This window comes from Candidatus Neomarinimicrobiota bacterium, from assembly GCA_018651745.1.
In the GTDB taxonomy this organism is placed as follows: Bacteria; Fidelibacterota; Marinisomatia; order Marinisomatales; family TCS55; genus JAAZYX01.
In genome coordinates this window covers 22,532-48,126 of sequence record JABIDL010000041.1, presented here as the reverse complement: position 1 = coordinate 48,126, position 25,595 = coordinate 22,532, and the positions used below count along the sequence as shown (strand labels likewise).

Sequence of the window (25,595 nt, the reverse complement as noted above, 5' to 3'; positions counted from 1 at the left end):
CGTTAAATCTGAGCCATTCCCCAAGCAAACATAACACCAACAAATGTCAGCAACAGCGGCCACCCACGATTAACCATTTGCCGGGCGCTTGGATCTTCAAAGACATGAACTTGGACTTCGTGCACTGTTGTAGCTCCTCGCTCATCAATGGCCGTAATAATAATGTCATTTGGGCCGCGTTGACGGGCTCGAGGTTTCCATCTAAAAAGACCGGTTTTTCTGTTAAATGTTGAATATTTTGGAAGTTTAATTGCGCGAAATTGGATTTTATCACTATTTAAATCTTCAGCCATAATCCGATAGCGATATTCGTGACCAGTGAGCGCAACGGGCTTTGGCGTTGAAATAATAGTTGGATTAATATTAATGAATAATTTGTTTTCCTGGATATCTTCTGTGTAACCATCTTCTACCTTTACGGTAAAGTAGTTATTATTTATCTGGGCGGTTTTGGGTATCCACACAATTTTGCCCTGTTCGCTGATCTGCATCCCTTGGGGGCCCTTTAGTAGCGAATATTTTAACTCAGCATCAGAGTTTTTATCTTCCACACGAATTTGATATTTAAATACTTCTTCCACCATCCCACCTACCGGAGAATTGGATACAATAATTGGAGGGTAATTGATATAAACATCAAACATTTGCTCATCCCTTGTATAGCCATCGGATACAATGATTTTTACAGGATGGATATCAAACTGATTTTTTCCAGGTGTCCATCGTATCGATCCTGAATATTCATCTACAACCATTCCATCCGGAAAATCTAAAAGGGAATATCTATAAGGGCTCATACGTTCAACCATAACGCGAGGCGGTACTCCCTTGCTCCCTTGAAAAAATTCCCATAGCATATCCTTAATCGAAACCGTTCTTTTGTCAAGAGCTTCAATAATAACGATTAGGCGATCGTCCTCATAAAATATAGAAGGAACATATTTTTTAAGATTAAGTCTTGCAAAATTTTCTTCGCCCAAACTCTCAGGATCAATTAGATACACTGCTTCTGCTGTCTCCCAATCTCGAATATAGCGATCAATATTCTCCCGGTAAATATCATCAGATATATTGACAGAATAAATCCTAACGCGATCCACATCATCAATACGAATCGGATTCAAGTATGGCAACAAAGCACCGCGGTTTTGGTCGGATATAAGAATTGGATACTCAAAAGGTGAATCCATTGACCCAACCATAGGAGGTAGCGAAACAATTCGGATTGGGGCATTCACAAAAAAGTCTGACTCTACAATTTTCGTCTCACGACCATCGGTGATTTCAATTTTCAAATGGGAAAAGTCAATATTATCGGAATTAGGCTCCCAGTGGATTCGTGCTGTATATGGATCCATTCGCATTCCTTCCGGCATTTCTACAGCAGTAAAAATAAGTTTATCATTTGCGTTTGGATCTTGAGCCATTATTTCAAAATCAAAATCTTCGCCCAAATTAACCACATTCATAAGGGGGGGGGCTTCTTCAACAATCGGTGGGTGGTTCACAAATAGGTTTACCCACTGCGTATCTCTTGCCATACCATGATTGGCAACTATAAAATATGATTGTGTATCAATTTGGGACACAGAGGGCGTCCAAGCAATCATTCCTTCTTCGGATATTATCATTCCTTCCGGATGGTCAATCAATTCATAACCAACTTGATATTTTAAATCGGGACGCCATACTTCCACTTTGTAGGTATAGGGTTTTTCAACTTGGATTTCAATTTCAGATTGAGAAAGGATTTTTATTCCCGCTCTGGCAAATAAACGAAATTCTTGAAGAGCTCTATCAAAACCGTCCGATACTATAATTCTGACATCATATACATCTACGTGTGTACTATCAGTTTTCCATCGGATGGTATTGGTTCCATCAATTAGCATTCCTTCCGGTTTTACTTCTAATTCATAGCGCAAATCGGCATCACTATTTCTATCCAAAATGAGCGGTTTATAAATAAACTCGGAATTAGCTATAAATTCTGTCCGAGAAGGTTCGCTCAAAAAGGCTGGTAAATCGTTTACATAAACCCAAAGTTTCTCATCATATCCTTCTAAATCCGGTATCATTTGATAGGTTAAGAGAGTGTCGTTTTTTGAGGTTTCTAACTTTACATTTTCTCCCACCTTCATTTCAACATGATAAGAAATGTGGTAGGCCCCAAGTTGGGAATCATCCGGAATCCAGCGAATTGATTTTGACTCATAATGAAAAAACATTCCGCGTGGTGGAGGTTCAAGCCACCGAAAACTGAAAAACCGGGTGGCCTCATCCTCTGGCAGGGTGTAAGCAAACGATTGGTTTACAGGTAACACGTGACGCGGGAGCACACCTGCCGGTAAAGGTTGCCCCACAGATTCAAGCGGTTTGGGAGTGCGTGGAAAATCTAAAATTATATCCGGGTTGAGTTCTGGATACAAACTTAATATATCTTCCTGATCTCGAATATCTAACTCTGTAATGCTATGCGGAGGGGAAACTATATCCGGGGTTTTTCCAATGTCAGTAATAAATACAGATGTTTGTCTTCCATCCCAGCCTGCGGCGACAATGGAACCAGAATATTCTCCCTGAAATTCTATAGGTAGTGATGTAAATACTTGAGTGTTTTCATGTTCTGCTTCAAGTGTAAAATATTCTACAGGACTAATCAATCCTTCGTTTGTACCATACGCCAAAGTAAGGATATTCATTTCTCCAGACACAAGCAAAATATCATTAAATCCATCGTGATTAAAATCTGTGATATTCATGTCCGACATTGGCCCTCCATCTACAGGCAATGTGGATACCGACACCATTCCGATTGAAGGTGTTAACGCTACAACATGTCCACTTTGGAAAGGCAACAATACATCGTTAAAACCATCAGCATCCCAATCAGTCTTAGAAATTCTAAAGGGCAAAAAACCATCTATTCCTTGGATTTCTTGCTCAACGAGATCGCCGGATAAAAATTCGCCACCTGTATTAAAAAATGGTTGAACCCGCAAAATACTTCCCTCCGGGCTGAATGTTAATAATTCATCAAACCCATCTCGGTCATTATCAACAGATGCTACATACACAAAACCAATCCCAGATTTCAAACCTTCCGGGCTCAATGCTTTTAATTCTCGAATGGATCCGTCATCAGAAATATCTAATAGTTTAATTCCTCGAACCGGGCTACCAAGAGAAACGGCTAATTCTTGATCTGAATCTCCATCCACATTAACCAATTCAAGATTGTGGCAACGCAAAAACCTTTCCCCAGATGATAAATTAAATGTTCCACCCGGATTTTCTGTAAACCCATCTTTATCCCAGGAATAATAGAATACAATCGGCTGAAGAATTTCTTCCTCTTCAACATCAGAGACGTTTAACACAGTTACAAGTTCAGGAACGCCGTCGCCATTCAAATCTCCAACTTTTACCCCCACAAAACTACCAAGAAGGCCATGCGGCGTTTCTAATTCCCAATTTAGACGCTGGTAGCCTTCTTCGTCTATTTCATAATAACGGACAACCGAAACAGCGGCATCCTCTACAAATCCTGTTTCTATTGTTACAAATTCATGGAGTTGATCCTCGTCTAAATCATAGGTTCCATCCATGTAAGTAATTTTCAAATCCTGCGCTGATACAAAAAACATTAGCAAAAGATAAGATGATATATTTCGGGCATTTATCATGGGTTTATTACTTCCGAATTTAATGCAGGAATTTTGTTTTTCAATTTTACCGATGGAAGTGGTATCGCTCTAGTGAAATCATCATCCGAATGAATAAGATTTGTTATTATATGTGTAGAATAAAATTCATCAGAAAACCTGAATTCTGATATTGTGGTTGCAGAGCCATCATCTCGGAATCTAACTGTTCCTCTAATTTCATATAAGTCGCCAGCATTAAATAAAATCCTTACAACATGGTCTGGTCTTGATGGTCCAATAACCTCAATCCATTGAGATAAAGAATCTGTTTGTATTGCAGATTCTCCTTCATGAAAAACGATTGAATTTTCTAATGAATCCATAATTAAATCTTGCTCAAACCCGTGAAACAAATATTCAGGAAAACCTAAAAGGTCTCGATCCCAATCTCCCGGATAAAACGTTTGAGGAATGGAATCTAATGCAGGATTAAGTGTTACAGAAAGCACATTTGAATTTAAATCGTGAATAACGGATAACTTTAATTGGGGCATAGTATCGGCTGAAGACGAACGAAGGGAAAATGAAATTTCATCTTCGCGTGGTAAGGATTCAATATTGGTAGAAATGGAATGGTGTAAACCTGTTCGCCCCGGAAGCACTTCGGTCTCTAATTGGTAAGATGCTTTACCTTTGAAAGTATAGGCAGTAGAATCATACTCATTCGTTCGAACGGCCATTGAAAATATTTTTTTCTTGAATGGTGGATGTATAACGGGAGGCGGATACCATTGGGTTGAATCAACAACAACCAAACCCCAAGTACTGTCGCCCGGAATCAATACAGGAATTATTTGGTGACGATCCCCAAATTCATCAACATCTTCAATAAGTGATTCATTGACGCGGATTTTAAATGAATAAGAAAAAATATGATGCCCAATATCTTCATCGCTAGGAATCCACCGGATTGAACCAGAATGGGGATCAAAATATGCGGAGTCCGGTTGGTGACGGGTCCATCTAAAACTGTAAAACCCTGATGATGAATCAGGCATCGCTGAAATTAAAACTGTGTCACCAACAGATATAGTGTCTATAAATGCCAGAGAAACAGAATCCGGAAATTCGCTCTCAAGAATCATTAAAAAATCTGAATCAATCAAGCCTGCGTTGATTTGAGCTTCTAGAAATGTATTGATTTCTGATTCATTCGCGGTGGGTGGTAGCGTAAAGAGTCCTGACTGGCTAAGGTATGTCTTGAAAAATTTCAGCGAAGAGTCTTCAATTGTAATTGAATAAATATCATCATTTGTAAACGGTAACAATATATCATTAAATCCATCTCCGGACAAATCTCGCACCTTGATTGAAAAGGGATAAAGGGACAATTCTGGAATCGGAAAAACTTCTGAGAATTCCGGATAGTCCAGCGAATTGTTATTAAACACATCCACACTAATAGAATCAGATTCCAACGAAAATACAGCTAAAAGGGGGTTATTTTCAGTGCCAAACCATTCACACATTATTTTTCCGAGACCGTTTTTCATTAAAAGAGAATCGATAATCCCAACTGATGCAAAAGTTGTGGAATATAATTCGGGTTGATAAATCAAAACTTCCCGGGTGGGGCTATTCACAGAAATGGCTACGAGATTTAATTCTGAAGAATATGAAATGTGCTCTAGTCTAAGACGATCGCCCTTCTTTTTCCCAGAGATAAGAGGCGCGCCAAGGTCAGAAAATGTGGAATCTTTCCATTGAAATCCCTCAAGGGAAATTAATTTATTATCAGATCTTACGTTCAAATTGGGGCCGCTTAATACAAGAAAAGTTGTGGTTGAATCACTATTGGAAATCATTTCAACATGGCTCAAAATGAACGGAAAATCATCTAAGGATTTAGACCATAAATTCACGTGGTTCATCTTTTTCGTAAGCTCAATATATCGGACGGTTGGATTTGCACCTTGATCAATAAGGATGAATTCTCCGAATCCATCTTTGTCCAAATCATATCCAGAAATAATGTACATATCACCGGCTGTCGTTAGTGAGACCATCACAACGAAAACGATAATTGGATAAATCCAACCGCAAACGATTCCCTTCATTCCATTCATGTTTACTCAATACCATATTTAAGGGAGGTTTTAACGGTGAAAATATCATCGTTGTTACTATTCCCTTACCTCAGATTCTCGGCAAATATAGAGTGGCCCCTCGGAATAATCAAATTAAAAGGATCTGCCAAACAAGGTAGATCAAAATAGGATAAAATCTGATTATTAGACGTTTGATATTCACGGCTATTTTTCTAAATTGTTATTTCATTCTATTATCATGACAGATATTCGCACCAAAATTTTGCTGACGGCATTCGCTGTCTTTTTATTACAAAATCCTGCACAGGCGCAGGGAGATATGTTCCCCGTAGATGAATTTTACGGAGGCGGAATCGGGTACAGCGCTATGTTTATGACACTGGATTCAATCCCGGGAAGTAATCAATTGAAAACTTTGGGGTTAAATCCTGATGAATTTAAAACCCCATTCGTAATACATGGCGGAGAGGGATTTACACACATAGCCGGGCGATGGAGACTTGGTGGATACGCCGGAATGGGATCTGCTGAAATTTCGGACATTTTCCAAGTGTATCTTTATGTAAATCGCGATACGGTAAGCGGATACCAAGCACCTACGCCGGGATCTACCGGGGATTATGCAGTCGCATATGAAAGTGAATTCCCAAAACCTTCCATCCGAGCTCGCTTTTCATTTTTATTAGGAGCTGTTACCATGGAATATGTTGTCCCTATTTATCGTGACCTAGAAGTTACAGCTGGGGCGCTAATGGGAATTGGAAGGGTAAATTTATCGTTTGACCAATTTGCCGGCAATCCAGAATGGGGAAATCTGTTTTCAAATAATATGTATGGCGAAGTAACAAATGGCATTATTTATTATCCCGTAGATACAACAGGATCAAACATCCAAACTGCCATTGATACATTACAGGGACAATATTTAATACCTATAAACGTGACTCATAATATGACAAATTTGACGGGGACTTTTTTCAATTTTCAACCTTATGTTGCCATAAAGTGGCAATTCCTGGATAGAATGGGACTACGAATAAGCGCCGGATTTAATAAAGGCACTATCGCCAAAAGCGGGTGGGTGTTAAATGATCATTATCCAATTGACGATTCTCCAAAATCTGCCATCCAAGGTATGACCATTAGGGCGATGGTTTATTTTGGTTTGTAAATATTCGGCAATTAAAACCTAGTTTCCTCTTTTTATGAAATATCCTAAACAAAACAAAACTAAAAGCCGGATTTTTCTGTGGTTTTCGGGGATTATGTTAACCCTATTTATTGCAGGCCCATTTTTCCAGCAGCAGTTTTTCTCTGCTCAAAATCCCTATAATGTTCTTGAAAACAAGATGAGGACACTGAATCAAATATTAATTCATGTGAATGAACTTTATTTTGAAGATGTGGATATGGAACAACTTATGGATGGCGCTTTTTCCGGCATCATGAAAGAACTTGACCCGCATTCAATTTATATTCCTGCAAAAAAACAAAAAACTGTTGATGAACTTTTTCGGGGGAAATTTCAAGGAATCGGAATTGAATTTGATATTTTAAATGGGTACATCACAGTTATCTCGCCCGTGGCCGACAGCCCCTCTGAGCGTGTCGGGTTACTCCCCGGGGATCAAATAACAAGTATTAATGGTGAAGATGCATACAATATCACAAAAGAAGAAGTCTTTCAAACCCTTCGTGGCCCAAAAGGGACTAGTGTAGATTTGTTAATTAGAAGAATTGGTGGTGAAGAATTTCCGGTTACCATTATTCGCGATGATATCCCGATTTACAGCGTACGCGCAGCTACAATGCTCGATGAAAAAACAGGATACATTTGGCTCACGCGCTTTTCAGCTTCAACATCTAAGGAAATGAAAGCGTCAATTAAAAAACTTGAAAATTCAGGAATGACCCAACTTATTCTTGATTTAAGAATGAATAGCGGAGGTTATCTTGAGCAAGCAGCAGAAACAGCAAATATGTTTATCGCGCGGCCAGATACGCTGGTATTCACCAAAGGTAAGCAAAATCAACTTGAACAAACTTTTATTGCCAACCCCAAAAAAGGAAGAGAAGATTATCCACTAATAGTCCTAATTAATAGAGGGTCTGCAAGTGCTAGCGAAATTGTTGCAGGCGCTGTACAGGATTTGGATCGTGGATTAATTGTCGGAGAAACCAGCTTTGGAAAAGGATTGGTGCAAAGACAAATTCCCATGAAAGATGGATCTGCTATTAGAGTTACAATTGCGCGCTATTTCACTCCCAGTGGAAGATTGATTCAGAGACCTTTTGAAAAGGGTAAAGATTATGATTATTACAAAGAACTATATGCCGAGAATCGAGAAGCTAAAATAGATTCGTTAAAAAATTTAAGACCAAAGTATAATACCCGACTTGGAAGAGTCGTTTATGGTGGTGGTGGAATAACGCCCGATAAATATATTCCTCAAAAAGCAGCTATCCAATCCGGTACACAAAAAATAATCGCTAACCCAAAGCGGCTTCTTTTTAATTGGGGGTCCAATTATGCAAACGAACATTGGGAAGATCTTCGAGACTATACCGAGTTTAAAAACAGTACCTTATCTGAAGATGATTATAGTAATTTTTTAACCTACTTAAATGAGCAGGAAATAATGCCAGATACATCTGATTTGAATATAGATAGAAAATATTTATTCGCAATGTTGCGAGCTGAAATCGCTAGCGCCCGGTGGGGAAAAGATAGTGCTTTTGGGATAAGAATTCTCGCTGATGAACAAATAATGACTGCATTTACTTTCTTTGACGAAGCTACTGCATTCTTGAATTCTTCGCAGTAAATTCCGCGTCAGTATTTAATGAACCGAGGAAAATGAACTTATATAATTTTATTAACATAATCATTACACGGAGGTACAACCTATGGTACAATATTTCATAGATGGCGGCTCTTTCATGTGGCCTATTTTGGTCTCATTGGTTTTCGGACTAATGTTTGTAGGAGAACGTGCATATTCATTATTGAAATCTTCCATCGACTCAAAAAGGTTTTATGATGATGTAACAAACTTAATAAACGATAAAGGTCCTGAAGCGGCATTAAAATTATGCGAAGATACACATGGACCCGTTGCAGAGATTTTCCATGCGGGGCTCTCAAGAATCCATCGTGGAATTGAAACTGTCGAAAAAGCAATTCAAAATGCGGGTTCGCTTGAAATGGCTTTTTTAGAAAAAAATATGATTTGGTTAAATGCTGTAATCACTATCGCACCTATGATTGGATTTACCGGAACTGTTGTAGGAATGATTAGCGCTTTCGATGCAATCAAAGCGGCAAATGATATTTCACCCGCCGTTGTTGCGGGAGGCATATCCCAAGCGTTATTAACTACTGCTTTTGGACTTATTACAGCTATGATTATTCAAGTGTGTCAGAACTTTTTTGTATCAAGAATTGATAAACTAATTCAAGATATGGAAGAACATTCTATCCAACTTGTAGATCAGCTCTACGAACTAGAAAATAAAAAGGCATAAATAATGGCCGGCAAGCGGCGCATAAAGGGAGGTGCAATACCCACCTCATCTATGGCAGATATTGCCTTTCTGCTTCTCATATTTTTCCTTGTAACAACTACGATTGATATGGATAAGGGGCTTGGTATCGTTCTGCCCGCTGAGGGGCAAGAGATGGAAATCAAGAAAAAAAATATTCTCAATTGTCTTATTAATTCTTCTGGACAAGTTCTTCTTGGTGACGAACCCACACCTGTAAGCGAAATCAATCGAGTCATTAGACAAAAAATAAAAGAAAACAATAAGCTCATTATTTCAGTTAAGGCACATAATAAAACACCTTATAAATCTTACATATCTGTCATCGACCAATTAAAAATGGCAAATGCAACTAGGATTTCAATAGCGGATTCCGATTAATGTCTTTTGCCAGAAAAACTCAACTTGATACCGAGATTCCAACTGCATCCATGCCGGACATTATTTTTATGTTACTCATCTTTTTCATGGTTACAACCGTTCTCAGAGAATATTCCGGCCTTCCAATTGAGCTTCCACGTGCAAAGCGAATTGAAAAACTTAAATCAAAACGACATACATCTCATATATGGGTATCTAAAGATGGTCTTGTTTCCATAGAAGATAAACTCTATGATGTTAAAAGCGTTAGGAATGTCATGTATGAAAAACGTGTTTCCGATCCACAATTAACCGTTTCGTTAAAAGCTGATGGATCCGCAAAAATGGAACTTATATCGGGATTACATATAGAACTTCGTAAAGCAGATGCCCTGAAGCTAAACTATTCAACTAAAACTGCTGTAGATTAATGGTGGGCCTAAGTCCAAACGGTTTGCTCTCTTTAAAAAAACAATATCGAATAACGGTACGTTTGGCAGGGCTGACGGGTATATTGCTGATTACATTTGGGTTTCTTATTTTTCCCAGAAGCGCTACCGTAATGGAACTAGATGAAGAAGTTCAGATTATTATCGAACAAATTGACATTCCCCAAACTGAACAATTTGATCAACCGCCGCCACCAGCCCGTCCATCTGTACCTGTGGAATCAGAAAGTGAAGATATCGCTGATGACGTTACATTAGATGAATTTGATCTGGAAGGCTTTGATCCGTGGGGCGCTCCGCCTCCACCGCCCGAAGGACCCAATGTAGTTTTCATTCCATACGATGATCCGCCACAACCCCTTTCACGAATCAGTCCAAAATATCCTGATATTGCTCAAGAAGCTGGTATTGAAGGAACTGTAGTAATTCAAGTCTTCATAGATAAAAAAGGTCGAGTACAAGAAATGAAAGTTTTAAAAGGCATTCCAAATACCGGGCTAGATGAAGCTGCAATGGAAGCGATTCGAAAAACTCGATTTACACCAGCCAAACAAAGGGATCGTCCGGTTGGCGTTTGGATTTCAATCCCGGTTAATTTCCGACTGAAGAATTAACAAAAAAGCCACTTTTAAAGTGGCTTTTTTATTTCTGGTTACTGTCAATGTCAGTCTGATAGATTGGCAGTATTGAATTCCCTGTTCATCCTTGCTATATGACCTATAGATATATCTTTTGGGCACTCCGCTTCGCAGGCTGCCGTATTGGTACAATGACCGAACCCTTCCTCATCCATTTTGGAAACCATATTCATTACTCTTTCTGTTCTTTCAGGTTGTCCCTGTGGAAGTAATGCTAGTTGCGAAACTTTTGCTGCAACAAATAAACTCGCAGACGCATTTTTACAAACCGCAACACAGGCACCACAGCCAATACAGGCAGCAGCATCAAACGCTTCCTGCACAACCGGCTGAGAAATTAATGTGGCATTTCCATCGGGTGCGCTTCCTGTATTCACCGAAATATATCCACCCGAATACATAATTCGATCAAATGAGCTTCTATCCACAACCAAATCTTTAATTATTGGAAAAGGCCGGGCGCGCCAAGGTTCTACTGTAATCGTATCGCCATCTTTAAAATTAAACATGTGAAGCTGGCAGACCGTTGTCGATTTTAATGGTCCATGTGGACGCCCATTAATAACCATAGAGCAGGCACCACAAATTCCCTCCCTACAATCATGATCGAATGCAATTGGCGTATCCCCGGTTTCAATTAATGTTTCATTTAACACATCCAACATTTCAAGAAAGGACATGTGTGAGTTTATTCCATCAACAGAATATCTTTCAAATTTCCCGGGTTTAGTTGAAGAAGGCTGCCTCCAAATTTTAAGCGTTAAATTTAGATCGCTCATTTATAACTCCGCTGGGTTGGAGTAACGGTTTCAAACACAAGGGGTTCCTTATGACAAATTGCCGGATTTTTTGATCCTTTATACTCCCAGGCAGATACGTGTAAATTACTGTCATCATTACGAAGAGCTTCACCTTCTTCTGTTTGATACTCTTCACGAAAATGCCCACCACACGATTCTTCTCTATCAAGTGCGTCTCGTATCATTACCTCGCCTAATTCAATAAAATCAGCGACACGTTCTGCTTTTTCTAACTCAAGATTAAGTTCATCATTTTCCCCGGGAACCTTTACATTTTTCCAAAAATCAGATTTTAATTCCTGGATTTTATCCAATGCTTTTTTCAGTCCTTCTGCATTGCGAGCCATTCCACAATAATCCCACATTATAACCCCCAAATCTCTGTGAAGGCTTTCAACCGTTTTGTTTCCGTTGTTATTAATTAATTTATCAATTCGATCTTTTGTTTCTTGTTCGGCTTGAGAAAATGCTTCATGATTTATATCAACCCCCGTTGAGTTGATTTCGTTTACCAAATATGTACCAATAGTATAAGGAAGAATAAAATAACCGTCTGCCAATCCTTGCATAAGAGCAGATGCGCCTAGACGATTTGCTCCATGATCAGAATAATTACACTCACCAATAGCAAATAACCCGGGCACCGTTGTCATTAGATTGTAATCCACCCAAAGACCACCCATTGTATAATGAACTGCCGGATAAATCCTCATTGGCTGTTCATATGGATCATCATTGGTAATCTTCATATACATTTCAAATAAATTTCCATATTTTGAACTCACTACTTCTTTGCCCATCTGGTCGATTGCATCTTTAAAATCTAAGTAAACAGCTTGCCCCGTTGGTCCAACGCCATATCCGCTATCACACCGTTCTTTTGCCGCACGCGAAGCAATGTCTCTTGGAACAAGATTCCCAAAAGCCGGATATCTCCGTTCAAGATAATAATCCCTCTCATCTTCGGGAATATCATTCGGCTGTCTTGTGTCACCCTGTTTTTTCGGCACCCAGATACGGCCATCATTTCTGAGTGATTCGGACATCAGAGTTAATTTTGATTGATAATCCCCAGAAACCGGGATGCACGTTGGATGAATTTGAGTAAAACAGGGATTCCCAAACATGGCACCTTTTTTAAAAGCCTTCCATATTGCGGTTACATTGCTTCCCATTGCATTGGTTGACAAATAAAACACATTCCCATAGCCGCCGGTTGCAAGTACCACTGCATGCCCGAAATGCCGCTCTAATTCGCCGGTGATGAGATTTCTAGCAATTACACCACGGGCTTTTCCATCAATCATAACAACATCAAGTATTTCATGTTTACTAAACATTTCAACTCGGCCCATAGAAATCTGACGGTTAAGCGCACTGTACGCTCCAAGTAATAATTGTTGGCCGGTTTGCCCGCGTGCATAAAACGTGCGAGAGACCTGAACACCACCAAAAGAACGATTATCTAGCGTTCCACCATAATCCCGAGCAAACGGAACGCCCTGCGCTACACATTGGTCAATAATATTTCCACTTACTTCCGACAATCGGTAAACATTTGCTTCCCGGGAACGATAATCCCCTCCTTTAATTGTATCGTAAAATAAACGATAAATGCTGTCTCCATCATTTTGATAATTTTTTGCAGCATTGATTCCACCTTGTGCAGCAATAGAATGGGCACGGCGCGAACTGTCCTGAAAACAAAATGCTTTTACATTGTATCCCATTTCCGCAAGAGACGAAGCGGCGGATGCTCCTGCTAACCCTGTTCCAATAATAATGATATCAAGTTTTCGTTTATTTGCCGGACTCACCAATGAAAGACTAGATCGATAATTTGTCCATTTATCTTTTAAATCTCCTGGTGGTATTTTTGCATCAAAAATCATACTTGACCTCCACCCAAGATGCCAAACCAAAAAGCAATCCCAAAAAAGCCTAAAGGAATCACAAACCAAAAAAGGAAACCAACGCGCTCAATAAATTTCCCAATTCTAGTCTGCTTCATTCCGAACGTTTGAATTGCAGATTGAAATCCGTGCCTTAAATGGAATCCTAATAAAACCATAGCTAATAAGTATAAAATGGTAATAAAAATATTCGAAAAGCCAACAGGACCATTAACAACAATATCGTAGTAGGCTTCATGATCTTTAGCAATTTGAAATCTGTACCAGAAAGTAGATAAATGGGTTACAAGAAAAATAAAAATGATGCTCCCCGAAATACCCATCGTACGAGAAAATATCGAACTATTTTCTCCGGAAGCGTCTATCTGATATCTGATAGGTTTCGCTCTGCGAGAATCCAAAGATAGTTGAGATCCTCTGAAAATGTGCATTAAAAAAATGCTCAATAAAATAACTTCGATGACTCTAACAAAAGGTTTTATACTTTCAAGATTGCCAACAAGATGGTTAAAAGTTCCGGGACCTGCAAGTAAAGTAAGGTTGTTACCAAAATGTATTAAAAGATAGAGGCAAAGTAGAGATCCTGTAATTGCCATAACCAACTTTTTCCCTATGGATGAATTGATATATGTTTGAGCGGATTTCATTGTTGAGGTCAAATTTAGCCAAATCGCGGTGCTTGAAATTAGGTAGTTTTCACTAATTTATTAAATGGATTTGCTCATTATTATATTTTTCCTGAAAGCAATATGCCAAGGTGGGATCCATAGAATAATAAGCTCACAAACAAAAACCCAATTATTAAATAGGGTTTACCCAATTTGAGAAAATTTGAACCCATTTTTTTTCGCCAAATCCAGAGCCCGGCAAACCCGAGTGATACAATTATTTGTATCGAACCATGGGTTGACAATGTGCCAGAAGTGTTGTTCATGTGGCCAATTACACCATCTGATATATTCCCGGTAATAATTCCGACAATTGCAAACAACAAGCCAATATTTAAATTCCATTCGCCAGCATTTGTTAAAGAATAATTTCTAAACAATGTTCCAGCAGCATCAAATAAAACGGACATTGTTAGGAGAGCAATAGGAAAATGAATCACCATTGGGTGGATATCGTTAATTGTCATTGATAACACATATTCGGATGTAACAATTGGTCTGAAAAAACACCAGTTTGTTTTAAACTAAAATTAGCTAAAAAACTTGTCGCCATAAATAAACTTACTCATTCTATTACATTAATACAGCCTTGTTTTGTGTTGTGACGACATTTAGTTTATTTAGTATTATGAAATACGGATTGATAGCCGCAGGAGAAAAACACACCGCAGAAGCTGGGCAACATATTTTAGAGTCTGGAGGTAATGCCTTCGATGCTGCTGTAGCAGCAGTTTTAACATCTATGACATCTGAATATGCACTCACAAGTGCAGGGGGCGGTGGAGCCTGTTTGGCTTGGCCAAAAAATAAAAAACCCATCGTATACGATTTTTTTGTAGATGCACCAAAAACGGACAAAAACAGGAATATCGAATTTTTTGAAACCGTGGTTAATTTTGGTACAACTAAGCAGCTGTTTCATATTGGGAAGGGGTCTATTGCTGTGCCCGGATGTATAAAGGGATTATTCCAGATTCATAAAGAATTGGGCATTTTGCCGATTGAACAAGTAATGGAACCTGCTATTCGGGCCGCACGATTCGGAATTCGTTTAAACAAATGTCAAGCATATGTAATAAAATTACTTGAGCCAATTCTTACCTATAATCAATTAGATGAACAAATATTAACTAAATCAGATGGAACGTTAATCGGCGAAGGGGATATTCTTAAAAATCCTGATTTTGGTGATTTTTTAGAAATCTTGATAAAAGAAGGGCCCGATTACTTTTACAGCGGAATAGGATCTAACCTTATTCTCTCGCAATCTAAATCGGGCGGTTTTTTAGATGAGCGAGCGTTGCAACAATATCAAGTATATCGAAGGCATCCTGTAAAATCCCAATATCATGGAAAAACAATTTATTCAAATCCTGCACCATCAACGGGGGGAACACTTATTGGATTCTTTTTGGCTATTCTTAATGAGAGCAAACTATCCCCTTCGCCTGAGAATATTGCCCTAGCAATGAACATCACCCATCAAGCTCGGCATCATTATAAAAAAGAATCTTATAATATTCTTTCAAAAAATAATATTAACACATTTAAATCAAAAATTGAAAACCAGGAATGGGTGTTTAAGAAAACCAATCCAAGCGGTAGGGGTGATACTACCCAAGTAAGTATTTTGGACAAAGAGGGAAATGCCGTTAGCATCACCACCACAAATGGTGAAGGCAGTGGATATAGTATCCCTGGGATGGGAGTCGTGTTAAATAATATGTTGGGAGAAGAAGACTTAAACCCCGATGGATTTCATCTTTGGGAAAAGCAAGTCAGAATCCCAAGTATGATTGCTCCTACAATTGTTGCTAGTGATGCGGGTCCTGAACTTATTCTTGGAAGTGGAGGCAGTAATAGAATTCGTTCTGCAATATCGCAAGTCATCATTAATTATTTTCAAAATAATAAAGATATTGAAACTTCTATAGCTCATCCTCGAATTCATTTGGAGGGGTCTAGCCTCCATTGTGAGCCAGGAATAAAACTAGATTTTCAAAACAAAATTCCAGAAGAAGTGGACATTATAAAATGGAACAATCAAAATATGTTTTTTGGAGGGGTAAATGCTGTAACAAATGATGCGGCGGTTGGCGATCAGCGCAGGGGCGGTGTGGGAATAGTCTGTTAGGATTCTTTTCTGTTGCTAGCTTCCTCTGAAAGCCATTTAAACAATTTTAATTGATCGGGATTCCCCGGCATTAGCTCAGGATGCCATTGGACTGCAATAAACGCCTCGGGTCGTTCTTTGTCCTCAATCGCCTCAATAAGTCCGTCAGGTGCCGTTGCAACACTTTTTAATCCTTTGCCGAGTGTCCTAATCCCCTGGTGGTGCGTGGATGCAACTTCAATAGTTTTATTCCCAATAATCTGATAAAGTAAACTACTCTCATTAATAGTAACTGAGTGATAGGCGACATTTCCTTTAAATTCTCCATGAGATGCTGGATTTTTAAATTGCACATTTAAATCCTCATATAATGTCCCACCAGAAATAACATTTATCTGTTGCATGCCTAAGCAAATAGCTAAAATTGGTTTTTTTCGTTTTCTCATCGCGCAACAAAGTGCTCTATCAAATGCTTCTCGCGTAGGATGAAGAATATCTTTATCCAAAAGTTCCGGATGCTTGCCGTTATATAAATCATTTGGGATATCCGGACCGCCAACCATTATAAGCCCGTCAATTGTATCCGCAATATTATTGACACCTTCATTGTCATCAGGATAATGAACTGTAAAGGGTATTCCCTCGCCATGCCAGACCGCATTATAATACCGATCTTTTGTACCGTTCCAAAGTGCATCATCCCATTCATAATAATATGGATTTATTCCAACCAACGGTTTATTCATTTGTTATCCTGTTTATAATAAATGTGCGCAATGAAGCATCGGTCTTTCGAAATTCTTCCTGAATTGATTGCGATAAAATTCCATTCGAATCAATGAGATTTAAATAGGGTTTCAAGTACTTATCTTCATTGTCCCATTTAAATTGTTCTGATCGAATTTTTAAACCGGTAATAGCGAGTTTACAAAAAGTGCGAATCCAGTCTTCTAAAGTTTTGCCATTTGGCCCTAATTGAGTTATGTCTATTTTTTCTACTGTTTTCCTCAAAGTTTTTCTGTCGTTAACCGACCACTTTTCTAATATTTCCATAATTTCTTTTCTGGTTTCACTCACCATAAGTATTCCCGTCCACAATGCTACCGGGGCCATTTCATATCCTCTTGGAGGTCTATCCATTCCTCTAACTTCAATTACATTTTTGAAACGAACGTGGGTAAATATCTGGTGTAAAGCTGTAAGAATATCACTCTGTTTTAATTCTCCAGACGCTTCAAGCCCTTCTAACCGATCGCCCAATGTTCCATCAAATGCTTCATAATGATTTTCTTTATCTAAGGAAAAGATAGAAGGAACCGTTGTTATATATTCGCATAAATCATTGAGTAGATTTTTGGGTTCAGCTATTCCGTGGTCTAATAAAAACCCTGTCCTTACAGGATCGGTTTCATTCCAAATGCAATATCTTAGGTTTTTATCCCCCGATATTTCCCCTGCTGCAAACGGGCTGTTTGAAAATAAAAGTGATATAATTGGAGTAATACAATCTACTATAAATGCCATTTCTTCAGCATCAGTTTCTGATGTCAAATCGATGTTAACTTGGACACTGTTTGAACACCGCATCATCCATTGGCCATGTTGACCGATTAACATAAACCGATCATGCATTAGATGATATTTTTTAAAGTCAATTAATTCAACTTCGGTTGGATTGTAAAGAGGGTCCATCGCATAATCGGCGAGAAAAAGTCCATGATGCGAGGCTACTTTCAAAAGGGTTTCCATAAACATTTCTAGTTGATCATGAATATCGTGGAGGTTGATAAACGGCGTAGAGCCCCATTCAATTTGTCCGCCAGGCTCAAGTGATGTTGTAACACCTTTTCTATTAATAATTTCAGTGTGTTGTATTGCGTTCAACAAATCTGTTGCTGAAAACTGATTACATGGGTTTACCGGAATTCTATTCAAATTTCCATCATAAAAAATGCATTCCAACTCAATACCAATTTTTCTTGATTTCTCTTCAACAAGATTGGAAAGAATGTATTTTTTTATATGATTATTTATAGTCACAACATTTATTCTTTCATTGTTGGATCGAGCGCATCGCGCAATCCATCGCCAAGAAAATTAAAGCCCATAACCGTCATAGCAATGGCAATTCCAGGACTCAATGAAATCCACGGTGCTATTCGCATAAAATCTTTTCCATTGTTTATCATTGACCCCCAGCTGGGTGTAGGTGGCTGAGCGCCTAAACCAAGAAAAGACAAACTTGCTTCAGCCATTATTGCGCCTGCAATTCCTAAAGTATATGTCACCAAAATCGGTGCAATACAATTTGGTAAAATATGTTTCCATAAAATTCTTTGGGTGGAATAGCCAAGCGTTTGCGCTGCATAAACAAATTGTTCTTCTTTTATTTTGAGAACTTGTCCCCTCATCAACCTGCACATACCGGGCCAAGAAACCAAACCAATTGCAATAAATACTACAGTAAGACTGGGGTCAAATGCAGCGGTTATTCCAATTAAAAATAACAAAGTAGGAAAACCAAACATTATGTCTGTAAACCTCATAATGATTTTAGAAATAAATCCTTCGCGGTACCCTGCCCATGCTCCTAAAAAAACACCAATCAACATGGAAATTGAACTGGCACTAAATCCTACAATTAATGATATCCTGGCACCATACACAAGTCGAGAAAAAATATCTCTTCCAAAATGATCCGCACCCAACAGGAAAAAAACATCGTCCTCAAATGTAATTTGCGAATTAAGGATTGTCTTTTTCCGCCCAGCGAGATCTGTGTATTCAATTTTATTCCCCGATCTTTTTAGGGAGGAAACGGCTTCTACTTGTTCCGGCAAAGAAGGTGCATATCGAAAACGAATTATGTGGCCGCTAAACCCCGGCGGAACATTTCTATATTCTAATATCTGTGTAGTTGGGCTCATAGGTGCAACAATGGGTGCAAATAATCCCATAAGCATTATAAAAGCAACAAGGGCCAAACCGACTACTGCTGCAGAGTTGGATTTCAATCGTAGCCAAACGGATAACCACATGCCTTTAGTTTTCGGAACCATTACTTTCCATCCTGATTCGAGGGTCTATAACGCCGTATAAAATATCTACTAGCATATTTGCTGTAATAAACATCAATGCCATAAAGAGAACGGTTCCCTGAATTACGGGGAAATCCCGTTTTAAAATTGCTTCAAGAGCAAATCTTCCAATACCGGGCCAACCAAAAATTGATTCCGTCAAAACAGCGCCGGAAAGATAACTGCCAAAGTCTGTTCCTATCACCGTTATTACGGGAATCAAAACATTTGGGAAAGCGTGTTTCATTACAACAAGCCATTCAGGTACTCGTTTTGAACGAGCCGTTCGAATATAATCTTTATTCAATACATCCAGCATTGATGCCCTCGTGATTCGCGCCAAATATGCTGCGGATCGAACACCAAGGGTAATGGCGGGAAGAATTAAATACTCAATGCCACCAAACCCAGTAGGTGGAAGCCATTGCAAATATACTCCCACAAACATTGCCAGCATTAATCCTAGCCAGAATACCGGAGTGGATATGCCGGCTAAAGCAAAAACCATAAGGCCTCTGTCTAATAAGGAATTGGGGCGCAATGACGATATCACTCCCAAACTAACTCCCATTAGAACAGCAATAAACATCGCCGAGGCAGCAAGCAATGCGGTATTTGGAAATTTTTGCAGCAAGTCAGAAGTCACTGACCTTCCTGTAATAAAGGATGTTCCTAAATCCCCTCGGACAACATTGCTCAAATACATTGTAAACTGCTTCCACAGTGGATCGTTTAAATGTAAATCTTCTCTTAATTCTTGTATGCGCGCTTCGTCAAACCGCTCTCCTACCATCGAAATAACGGGATCGCCTGGAATGATATACATTAATATAAATGTGATTATAATGACGCCCAAGATAACCGGAATCGATTGCCAAACTCGCTTGATGATGTACCGAACCATAATTTTTATTGATGAATCGTTAAATATCTTTCGGCATTAAAAATAAGTTTAGGTGCATAGCCTTTAATCCAAGGCTGAACTGCAGTATGGGTTTTCCCGTGCCATAAAAACACCCACGGCGCATCATTTTTAATCATCATATGAGTTTCTTCAATTAGGATGCTTCGTTTTTCACCGGGAGTTAATCGCTGAATCATTTCAATATTTTTATCGACTTCCGGGTTGCTGTATCGACTTCTTTTTGTCATAGATTCTCGACTGTGAAAAAGAGGATATAAAAAATTCTCTGCATCTGGATAATCTGCATACCAATCAAGATAATATAAATCAACTGTGCCTTGACGAACTGCTGTTTTAAATACATTCCAATCGCTATTTACAATTTCAACCGTAATTCCAACGGCTTCCCAATACGATTGAAATGCTTCCAATACATGAAACATTTCTGAGCCGCCCGCAACCCATAACTTCGTTTTCAATCCATTCTTATATCCCGCAGATTCTAATAGCCGGATTGCTTTTTCAGGATTAAAAGGAAACGGATTATTTTGTATAGCGCTCATAAGCTGTGGGGGGACAGGGCCTTCGGCTAGCGTCCCGGATCCAGATAAGAGTAGTGATATTATTTTTTGTCTATCCAAAGCTAGATTCATTGCCAACCTTACTCGTCGATCATTAAATGGAGGTCGGATGTAATTCATCCCTATATACCAAATGCTCAACTCGTCTTTTCCAACAACTTGCCCTGTCCAGTTTGCCTTTTTCTTCCATCGTGTTAGTTCTATATCTGGAATTTTAACAATATCTAAATTCCCAGCTTCAAATTCGGCCATTCGAGCCATTGATTCGGATAAAATTCGAAATGACAATTTTTTAGATTTGGGAAGGACCCCCCAATAATGCTCATTTCGTTCGTAAGAGATAAATCCGTCGCGCTCCCAATTTTTCATTATCCATGGCCCGCTGCCTGATGGGATTTCTTTAATAGTTGCTTCGTGTTTAATATTAATTATTGACGCTGATGGCATTGCCAGATATTGAATAAAGGGCGCAAAGGGTTCCATAAGCTCAATGACCAATGTAGAATCGTTTATATTCTTTAGACCAGATACAAAAGGTGCGTTCCCATTCGTATATTTATTTGCACCTTTTACCTTATTAAAAAGCCATGATTGTGGAGACCCTATTTCCGGAGATAATAAACGCATAAAAGATGCTATTACATCGGATGATGTTACAAAAGTGCTATCATGAAATCTAGCAGTTGTGTTCAGAAAAAAAGTGTATTTCTGACCACTTTCATTTACGTCCCAAGAATGTGCTATGCCGGGAATTAATTCAGTAGATTCCCCAAATTGAACAAGGTTATCATAAACCAATGCCATCATTCCACCTGTTCTGATGTCTGTGGCAAAAGCTGGGTCAAAACCTCGAATATCAGTAATAAGAGCTAAGTTTAATGAATTAGCGTCCCGTTTGTTTTTACCACAATTTGTAAAGAGTATTAAGCAAGTGGTAAAAACAGTTAAAGCATGGCAATTAATTAATTTTGTTTTCATGGTATCATTAATTTATAATATTCGTATAAAGTTAGGAATCTTCCTTGCGAGACAAAAAGATATCCTGTTAACTTCTACGCTAATTTAACTTAATGAGGTAATACTTATATGAACCAGTATGTTTATTTTTTTGGCGGAGGGCGTGCTGATGGAGCCGCAAATATGAAAAATCTTTTAGGCGGGAAAGGCGCAAATATGGCCGAAATGGTCAATCTTGGAATACCCGTTCCCCCAGGGTTTACAATAACAACTGAAGTTTGTACCCATTATTATGAAAACGAAAATGCATACCCAGAGAGTTTAAAAAATGAAGCAGTAGGATCAATCAAAAAAATGGAAAGCGAAATAGATGGTTCCTTTGGGGATATGGTCGATCCTCTTTTAGTATCAATTCGCTCAGGGGCGCGAATTTCCATGCCTGGAATGATGGAAACGGTATTAAACGTTGGTCTTACTTCTAAAACCATTCCTGGGTTAATTAAAAAAACAAATAATCCCCGGTTTGTGTATGATGCCTATCGAAGATTGATGATGATGTATGCAGATGTTGTAATGGAAAAAGCTACCGGAGTTGATCCTAAGGATGGACAGGGCATTAGGTTTAAGCTCGAGAAAATTTTAGACCACTATAAAAATGATAAAAATTATACAGCAGACACTGATCTTTCGGGAGAAGATTGGAAAACAATATCAGAGTTGTTCAAGGTAGAAATTAAAAATACGTTGGGGAAGGATTTTCCCGATGATCATTATGAACAATTATGGGGTGGAATCGAAGCGGTTTTTAGAAGCTGGAATGGGAAACGTGCTGTGAATTACCGTCGTATTGAAAATATTCCGGGAGAGTGGGGGACCGCTGTCAATGTTCAAGCAATGGTGTTCGGAAATATGGGAGAAGAGTCGGCAACGGGAGTTGCTTTCACTCGGAACCCAGCCACCGGTGAAAATGTATTTTATGGAGAATGGCTGACAAATGCACAAGGTGAAGACGTTGTCGCCGGAACACGTACTCCAAATCCGCTAAACGAATCTACAAAAACAGATGACACACAGTTGATGAAGTCTCTTGAAAAATCTATGCCGGATATTTACGAAGAACTCCTTGGGATACGATCTATCCTCGAGACTCATTATTCCGATATGCAGGATATTGAATTCACTATTCAAAATGGTCAGTTGTGGATGTTGCAAACTCGTGTGGGAAAACGCACTGGAATGGCGGCTATTAAAATGGCAGTAGATATGACAAACGAGGGAATGATTACAAAAGAAATTGCTCTTATGCGTGTGAACCCTGAACAATTAGATGAGCTCCTTCATCCTATGCTAGATGCCCAAAGTGAGCAACAAGCCGTATTGCTTGCGAAAGGCCTTCCTGCGGGACCGGGGGGAGCGTCGGGAAAGATCGTTTTTACCGCAGATGATGCGGAAACATGGAATAAGAATGGCGAGCAAGTTATTTTGCTACGAGAAGAAACTTCGCCAGAAGATATTCATGGAATGCATGCGGCAGAAGCAATCCTTACGGCAAAGGGTGGAATGACTTCTCACGCTGCTCTAGTTGCGCGAGGTTGGGGAAAATGTTGTGTTGTTGGTTGTTCTGCGCTTCATATAAACGGTTCGAAAAAAACGGTTCAAATTGGTGAAAAAGTTCTTAAGGAGGGCGATTGGATTACTCTTAATGGAACACGAGGAACAATTTATGAAGGGAAGCTTGATCTTATACCGGCAAATCCCAATACCCACCCTGAATATCTAGAACTAATGAAATGGGCAGATAGTATTAGAAAATTAAAAATAAGAACGAATGCCGATACGCCTGGCGATGCTGATCAGGCAATTCAATTTGGTGCGGAGGGAATTGGTTTATGCAGAACTGAACATATGTTTTTTGATGAAGCTCGTATTTTAGCAATCCGAAAAATGATTTTATCAAATGATGAAAAAACACGTCGTGCTGCAGTTATGGAACTATTACCATTTCAAAAGGACGACTTTAAAGGCATCTTAAAAGCAATGGAGGGAAAACCTGTTACCATTCGTTTACTAGACCCTCCCTTGCATGAATTCATGACATTAACACATTCCCAAATTGATGAGCTGGCAAAACATGTCGGATTGGAAACAAATCAGGTTGAAAAACGCATTGCGGAGTTGCATGAGCTAAACCCAATGTTGGGTCATCGTGGTTGTAGGCTCGGTATCGCATACCCCGAAATTACAGAAATGCAAGCAAGAGCTATTTTAGAAGCTGCAGCAGAACTTACAAATGATGGTGTTTCTGTTTATCCTGAAATCATGATTCCACTGGTTGGAGCCGTGACTGAATATGTAAATCAGGAAAATATTGTTCGAAGTGTCGCAAAAGAGGTATTGGAACAAACGGGTAGTAAGGTAAACTTTTTGGTTGGAACAATGATTGAGTTACCTCGAGCATGTTTAACCGCTGATGAAATCGCGAAAAAGGCTGAATTTTTTAGCTTTGGAACCAACGATCTTACCCAAACAACTTTTGGGTTTAGTCGGGATGATATTGGTTCGTTTTTACCTGATTATCTTGATCAAAATATTCTTCCCGGAGACCCCTTCCAAAGCCTTGATGTCTCCGGTGTTGGTAAACTTGTATCCATGGCCGTGGATTTAGGGCGTGAAGTAAAGCCAAATCTAAAAATTGGTATTTGTGGAGAACATGGTGGTGATCCCAATTCCATACAATTCTGTAAAAATATTGGTTTAGATTATGTTAGTTGTTCCCCCTTTCGCATACCAATAGCTAGGCTTGCTGCGGCTCAAAGTGAGTTGAATTAAAAAGCCCCGTTTTATCTTCAATTATCTTGTGATAAAAACGGGGCTTTCCTGTTCTAGAAGGAACTGATTTAAGTTTTACTCAATCATTTCTGATCCACCTACGAAGTCTTCTAAATTATATGATCCGTCTTTCTCCATTTGTTTGGCAGCTTGTACAATCGTCTTTCGGGCACCATCAATCTCTCGTTTTGAAACTGCACCTTCAATCGGTTCATACATTGCCTGTTTTTTCTGAGGAAGGTTTTCAATTACACGATTACTGATATCTTCAGACATTCCTTTCAGCGCAAGTGCAACCACATCCAGTTCAACAGAATTCATTAAATCTCTTATAATATTATCTGGAAAAAGTTCAAAAATTGCCTCAAAGGTTATGTGATATTTTTTTACTTCCTCTGCGAGTTCTGGATCGTCAATGATAAGCGCTTCTAAAAATTGCTTTTCTTCTTCTGGGCTCATTTCGCCCAGCAAATCTGCTACTTCTTTTCCACCACCTCTGGAGAATTCAACAGTTTTGGGTAATGTTTGGGAATTTTTCCTAAGTCGGGTGGCAATATTTACAATCGCCTGAAGTGGAACATCTTTTAAATTGCCCATATTTCTAAGCACAGAGTTTCTAACATCTGCATTAAGTCTACTCATTACCGCAGTTTTCCGTTCATTTGGAACTTGTGCTAATATAATAGCAATTACGCGTGGTGGTTCAGTACTTAGTAAGGCAACGAGCTGTTCATCTGTTATTTCTGTTAAAAATTCAAATGGTTTTTTAGGGTCATCACTTTCATCTTCTTCAAATTTTTCGCTGACAAAATTGAAGTAAAAATCCTCCATAACTCGTTTTTTAACAGAGAAAATAACATCGTCCATTTCTCTAATTGTTGCCCTAATCTTTCGAATTTCTGTCTTACTTAAATCCTTTACCAATGTAAGCGCCAAGCTTTCGCCTAAAGTCGAAAACAGGATGGCAACTTTTTGAAGGCCGGATAACTGGTTATAGTCGGTAATCAT

The 25,595-nt window shown here is 38.9% G+C and carries 20 protein-coding genes; 8 read left to right on the top strand and 12 right to left on the bottom strand.

The genetic code is table 11. The annotated features are described in order from the left end of the window. Window positions 1–2: 2 nt before the first annotated feature. Together HOD97_08080 and HOD97_08075 are read right to left on the bottom strand one after the other, a co-directional pair. Window positions 3–3,686 carry a hypothetical protein gene (locus HOD97_08080; GenBank protein MBT4281555.1) on the bottom strand — a complete coding sequence of 1,228 codons (3,684 nt, stop codon included), beginning with the start codon at window positions 3,684–3,686 and terminating at the stop codon, window positions 3–5. Then, entirely contained in the window at window positions 3,683–5,773 is a 2,091-nt protein-coding gene (locus HOD97_08075) for a hypothetical protein (protein MBT4281554.1), read from the bottom strand. Before HOD97_08075 ends, HOD97_08080 begins: the two co-directional genes overlap by 4 nt. Before the next feature lie 220 nt (window positions 5,774–5,993). Between HOD97_08075 and HOD97_08070 the strand changes: the two genes are divergently transcribed. The 6 genes from HOD97_08070 to HOD97_08045 all read left to right on the top strand — a co-directional run bounded on the left by HOD97_08070 (window position 5,994) and on the right by HOD97_08045 (window position 10,721). After that, the gene (locus tag HOD97_08070; GenBank protein MBT4281553.1) at window positions 5,994–6,926 is read left to right on the top strand and encodes a hypothetical protein; all 933 of its coding nucleotides are present in this window, start codon (window positions 5,994–5,996) and stop codon (window positions 6,924–6,926) included. Window positions 6,927–7,020: 94 nt separating this feature from the next. Further along, on the top strand, window positions 7,021–8,580 hold the full coding sequence (locus tag HOD97_08065; GenBank protein MBT4281552.1) for a S41 family peptidase: 1,560 nt from the start codon (window positions 7,021–7,023) through the stop codon (window positions 8,578–8,580). An 82-nt stretch (window positions 8,581–8,662) separates the two neighbouring features. Next, on the top strand, window positions 8,663–9,280 hold the full coding sequence (locus HOD97_08060) for a MotA/TolQ/ExbB proton channel family protein (GenBank protein ID MBT4281551.1): 618 nt from the start codon (window positions 8,663–8,665) through the stop codon (window positions 9,278–9,280). After that, window positions 9,281–9,679 (top strand): biopolymer transporter ExbD, encoded by a 399-nt coding sequence (locus HOD97_08055; GenBank protein MBT4281550.1) that lies wholly within the window; start codon window positions 9,281–9,283, stop codon window positions 9,677–9,679. It begins immediately after the preceding gene. After that, on the top strand, window positions 9,679–10,089 hold the full coding sequence (locus HOD97_08050; GenBank protein ID MBT4281549.1) for a biopolymer transporter ExbD: 411 nt from the start codon (window positions 9,679–9,681) through the stop codon (window positions 10,087–10,089). The genes HOD97_08055 and HOD97_08050 overlap by 1 nt, the downstream gene beginning before the upstream one ends. Beyond that, window positions 10,089–10,721: an energy transducer TonB gene (locus HOD97_08045; protein ID MBT4281548.1), complete on the top strand. Its 633-nt coding sequence runs from the start codon at window positions 10,089–10,091 to the stop codon at window positions 10,719–10,721. The genes HOD97_08050 and HOD97_08045 overlap by 1 nt, the downstream gene beginning before the upstream one ends. Window positions 10,722–10,771: 50 nt before the next feature. On the opposite strand, the gene HOD97_08040 is transcribed toward HOD97_08045, so the two are convergent. The 4 genes from HOD97_08040 to HOD97_08025 all read right to left on the bottom strand — a co-directional run bounded on the left by HOD97_08040 (window position 10,772) and on the right by HOD97_08025 (window position 14,593). Continuing rightward, window positions 10,772–11,524 carry a succinate dehydrogenase/fumarate reductase iron-sulfur subunit gene (locus HOD97_08040; protein ID MBT4281547.1) on the bottom strand — a complete coding sequence of 251 codons (753 nt, stop codon included), beginning with the start codon at window positions 11,522–11,524 and terminating at the stop codon, window positions 10,772–10,774. Next, window positions 11,521–13,437, bottom strand: coding sequence for a fumarate reductase/succinate dehydrogenase flavoprotein subunit (locus HOD97_08035; GenBank protein ID MBT4281546.1), 1,917 nt, complete (start codon window positions 13,435–13,437; stop codon window positions 11,521–11,523). Before HOD97_08035 ends, HOD97_08040 begins: the two co-directional genes overlap by 4 nt. Then, complete coding sequence (locus HOD97_08030) at window positions 13,434–14,105, bottom strand: succinate dehydrogenase cytochrome b subunit (GenBank protein ID MBT4281545.1); 672 nt, start codon at window positions 14,103–14,105, stop codon at window positions 13,434–13,436. Before HOD97_08030 ends, HOD97_08035 begins: the two co-directional genes overlap by 4 nt. 80 nt (window positions 14,106–14,185) lie before the next feature. Next, window positions 14,186–14,593 (bottom strand): DUF2231 domain-containing protein, encoded by a 408-nt coding sequence (locus HOD97_08025; GenBank protein ID MBT4281544.1) that lies wholly within the window; start codon window positions 14,591–14,593, stop codon window positions 14,186–14,188. A 161-nt stretch (window positions 14,594–14,754) separates the two neighbouring features. On the opposite strand from HOD97_08025, the gene HOD97_08020 reads away from it, so the two are divergent. Continuing rightward, window positions 14,755–16,260: a gamma-glutamyltransferase gene (locus tag HOD97_08020; protein MBT4281543.1), complete on the top strand. Its 1,506-nt coding sequence runs from the start codon at window positions 14,755–14,757 to the stop codon at window positions 16,258–16,260. Here the strand turns inward: HOD97_08020 and HOD97_08015 are convergent. The 5 genes from HOD97_08015 to HOD97_07995 form a co-directional block, all read right to left on the bottom strand. Further along, complete coding sequence (locus HOD97_08015) at window positions 16,257–16,985, bottom strand: gamma-glutamyl-gamma-aminobutyrate hydrolase family protein (GenBank protein MBT4281542.1); 729 nt, start codon at window positions 16,983–16,985, stop codon at window positions 16,257–16,259. The two genes, HOD97_08020 and HOD97_08015, sit on opposite strands and share 4 nt — an antisense overlap. Continuing rightward, on the bottom strand, window positions 16,978–18,279 hold the full coding sequence (locus HOD97_08010) for a hypothetical protein (GenBank protein ID MBT4281541.1): 1,302 nt from the start codon (window positions 18,277–18,279) through the stop codon (window positions 16,978–16,980). Before HOD97_08010 ends, HOD97_08015 begins: the two co-directional genes overlap by 8 nt. A 5-nt stretch (window positions 18,280–18,284) precedes the next feature. Then, a complete protein-coding gene (locus HOD97_08005; protein MBT4281540.1) occupies window positions 18,285–19,202 on the bottom strand; it encodes an ABC transporter permease in 918 nt (305 codons plus the stop codon). Between the two features lie 79 nt (window positions 19,203–19,281). After that, entirely contained in the window at window positions 19,282–20,220 is a 939-nt protein-coding gene (locus HOD97_08000; protein MBT4281539.1) for an ABC transporter permease, read from the bottom strand. A gap of 5 nt (window positions 20,221–20,225) precedes the next feature. Continuing rightward, window positions 20,226–21,779: a hypothetical protein gene (locus HOD97_07995; GenBank protein ID MBT4281538.1), complete on the bottom strand. Its 1,554-nt coding sequence runs from the start codon at window positions 21,777–21,779 to the stop codon at window positions 20,226–20,228. Window positions 21,780–21,887: 108 nt separating this feature from the next. Between HOD97_07995 and HOD97_07990 the strand changes: the two genes are divergently transcribed. Beyond that, window positions 21,888–24,587, top strand: a complete 2,700-nt coding sequence (locus HOD97_07990) for a pyruvate, phosphate dikinase (protein ID MBT4281537.1) — start codon at window positions 21,888–21,890, stop codon at window positions 24,585–24,587. 75 nt (window positions 24,588–24,662) lie between these two features. Here HOD97_07990 and HOD97_07985 read toward each other — a convergent pair whose 3' ends face one another. Continuing rightward, window positions 24,663–25,595 carry a hypothetical protein gene (locus tag HOD97_07985; GenBank protein ID MBT4281536.1) on the bottom strand — a complete coding sequence of 311 codons (933 nt, stop codon included), beginning with the start codon at window positions 25,593–25,595 and terminating at the stop codon, window positions 24,663–24,665.

Coding starts and splice junctions, on each gene's coding strand:
- HOD97_07995 (MBT4281538.1), bottom strand. CDS start 21,779: ATGAAAACAAAATTAATTAATTGCCATGCTTTAACTGTTTTTACCACT.
- HOD97_08000 (MBT4281539.1), bottom strand. CDS start 20,220: ATGGTTCGGTACATCATCAAGCGAGTTTGGCAATCGATTCCGGTTATC.
- HOD97_08075 (MBT4281554.1), bottom strand. CDS start 5,773: ATGAATGGAATGAAGGGAATCGTTTGCGGTTGGATTTATCCAATTATC.
- HOD97_08025 (MBT4281544.1), bottom strand. CDS start 14,593: ATGACAATTAACGATATCCACCCAATGGTGATTCATTTTCCTATTGCT.
- HOD97_07985 (MBT4281536.1), bottom strand. CDS start 25,595: ATGATTACCGACTATAACCAGTTATCCGGCCTTCAAAAAGTTGCCATC.
- HOD97_08040 (MBT4281547.1), bottom strand. CDS start 11,524: ATGAGCGATCTAAATTTAACGCTTAAAATTTGGAGGCAGCCTTCTTCA.
- HOD97_08030 (MBT4281545.1), bottom strand. CDS start 14,105: ATGAAATCCGCTCAAACATATATCAATTCATCCATAGGGAAAAAGTTG.
- HOD97_08070 (MBT4281553.1), top strand. CDS start 5,994: ATGACAGATATTCGCACCAAAATTTTGCTGACGGCATTCGCTGTCTTT.
- HOD97_08080 (MBT4281555.1), bottom strand. CDS start 3,686: ATGATAAATGCCCGAAATATATCATCTTATCTTTTGCTAATGTTTTTT.
- HOD97_08050 (MBT4281549.1), top strand. CDS start 9,679: ATGTCTTTTGCCAGAAAAACTCAACTTGATACCGAGATTCCAACTGCA.
- HOD97_08015 (MBT4281542.1), bottom strand. CDS start 16,985: ATGAATAAACCGTTGGTTGGAATAAATCCATATTATTATGAATGGGAT.
- HOD97_08065 (MBT4281552.1), top strand. CDS start 7,021: ATGTTAACCCTATTTATTGCAGGCCCATTTTTCCAGCAGCAGTTTTTC.
- HOD97_08035 (MBT4281546.1), bottom strand. CDS start 13,437: ATGATTTTTGATGCAAAAATACCACCAGGAGATTTAAAAGATAAATGG.
- HOD97_08060 (MBT4281551.1), top strand. CDS start 8,663: ATGGTACAATATTTCATAGATGGCGGCTCTTTCATGTGGCCTATTTTG.
- HOD97_08020 (MBT4281543.1), top strand. CDS start 14,755: ATGAAATACGGATTGATAGCCGCAGGAGAAAAACACACCGCAGAAGCT.
- HOD97_08005 (MBT4281540.1), bottom strand. CDS start 19,202: ATGCTTATGGGATTATTTGCACCCATTGTTGCACCTATGAGCCCAACT.
- HOD97_07990 (MBT4281537.1), top strand. CDS start 21,888: ATGAACCAGTATGTTTATTTTTTTGGCGGAGGGCGTGCTGATGGAGCC.
- HOD97_08045 (MBT4281548.1), top strand. CDS start 10,089: ATGGTGGGCCTAAGTCCAAACGGTTTGCTCTCTTTAAAAAAACAATAT.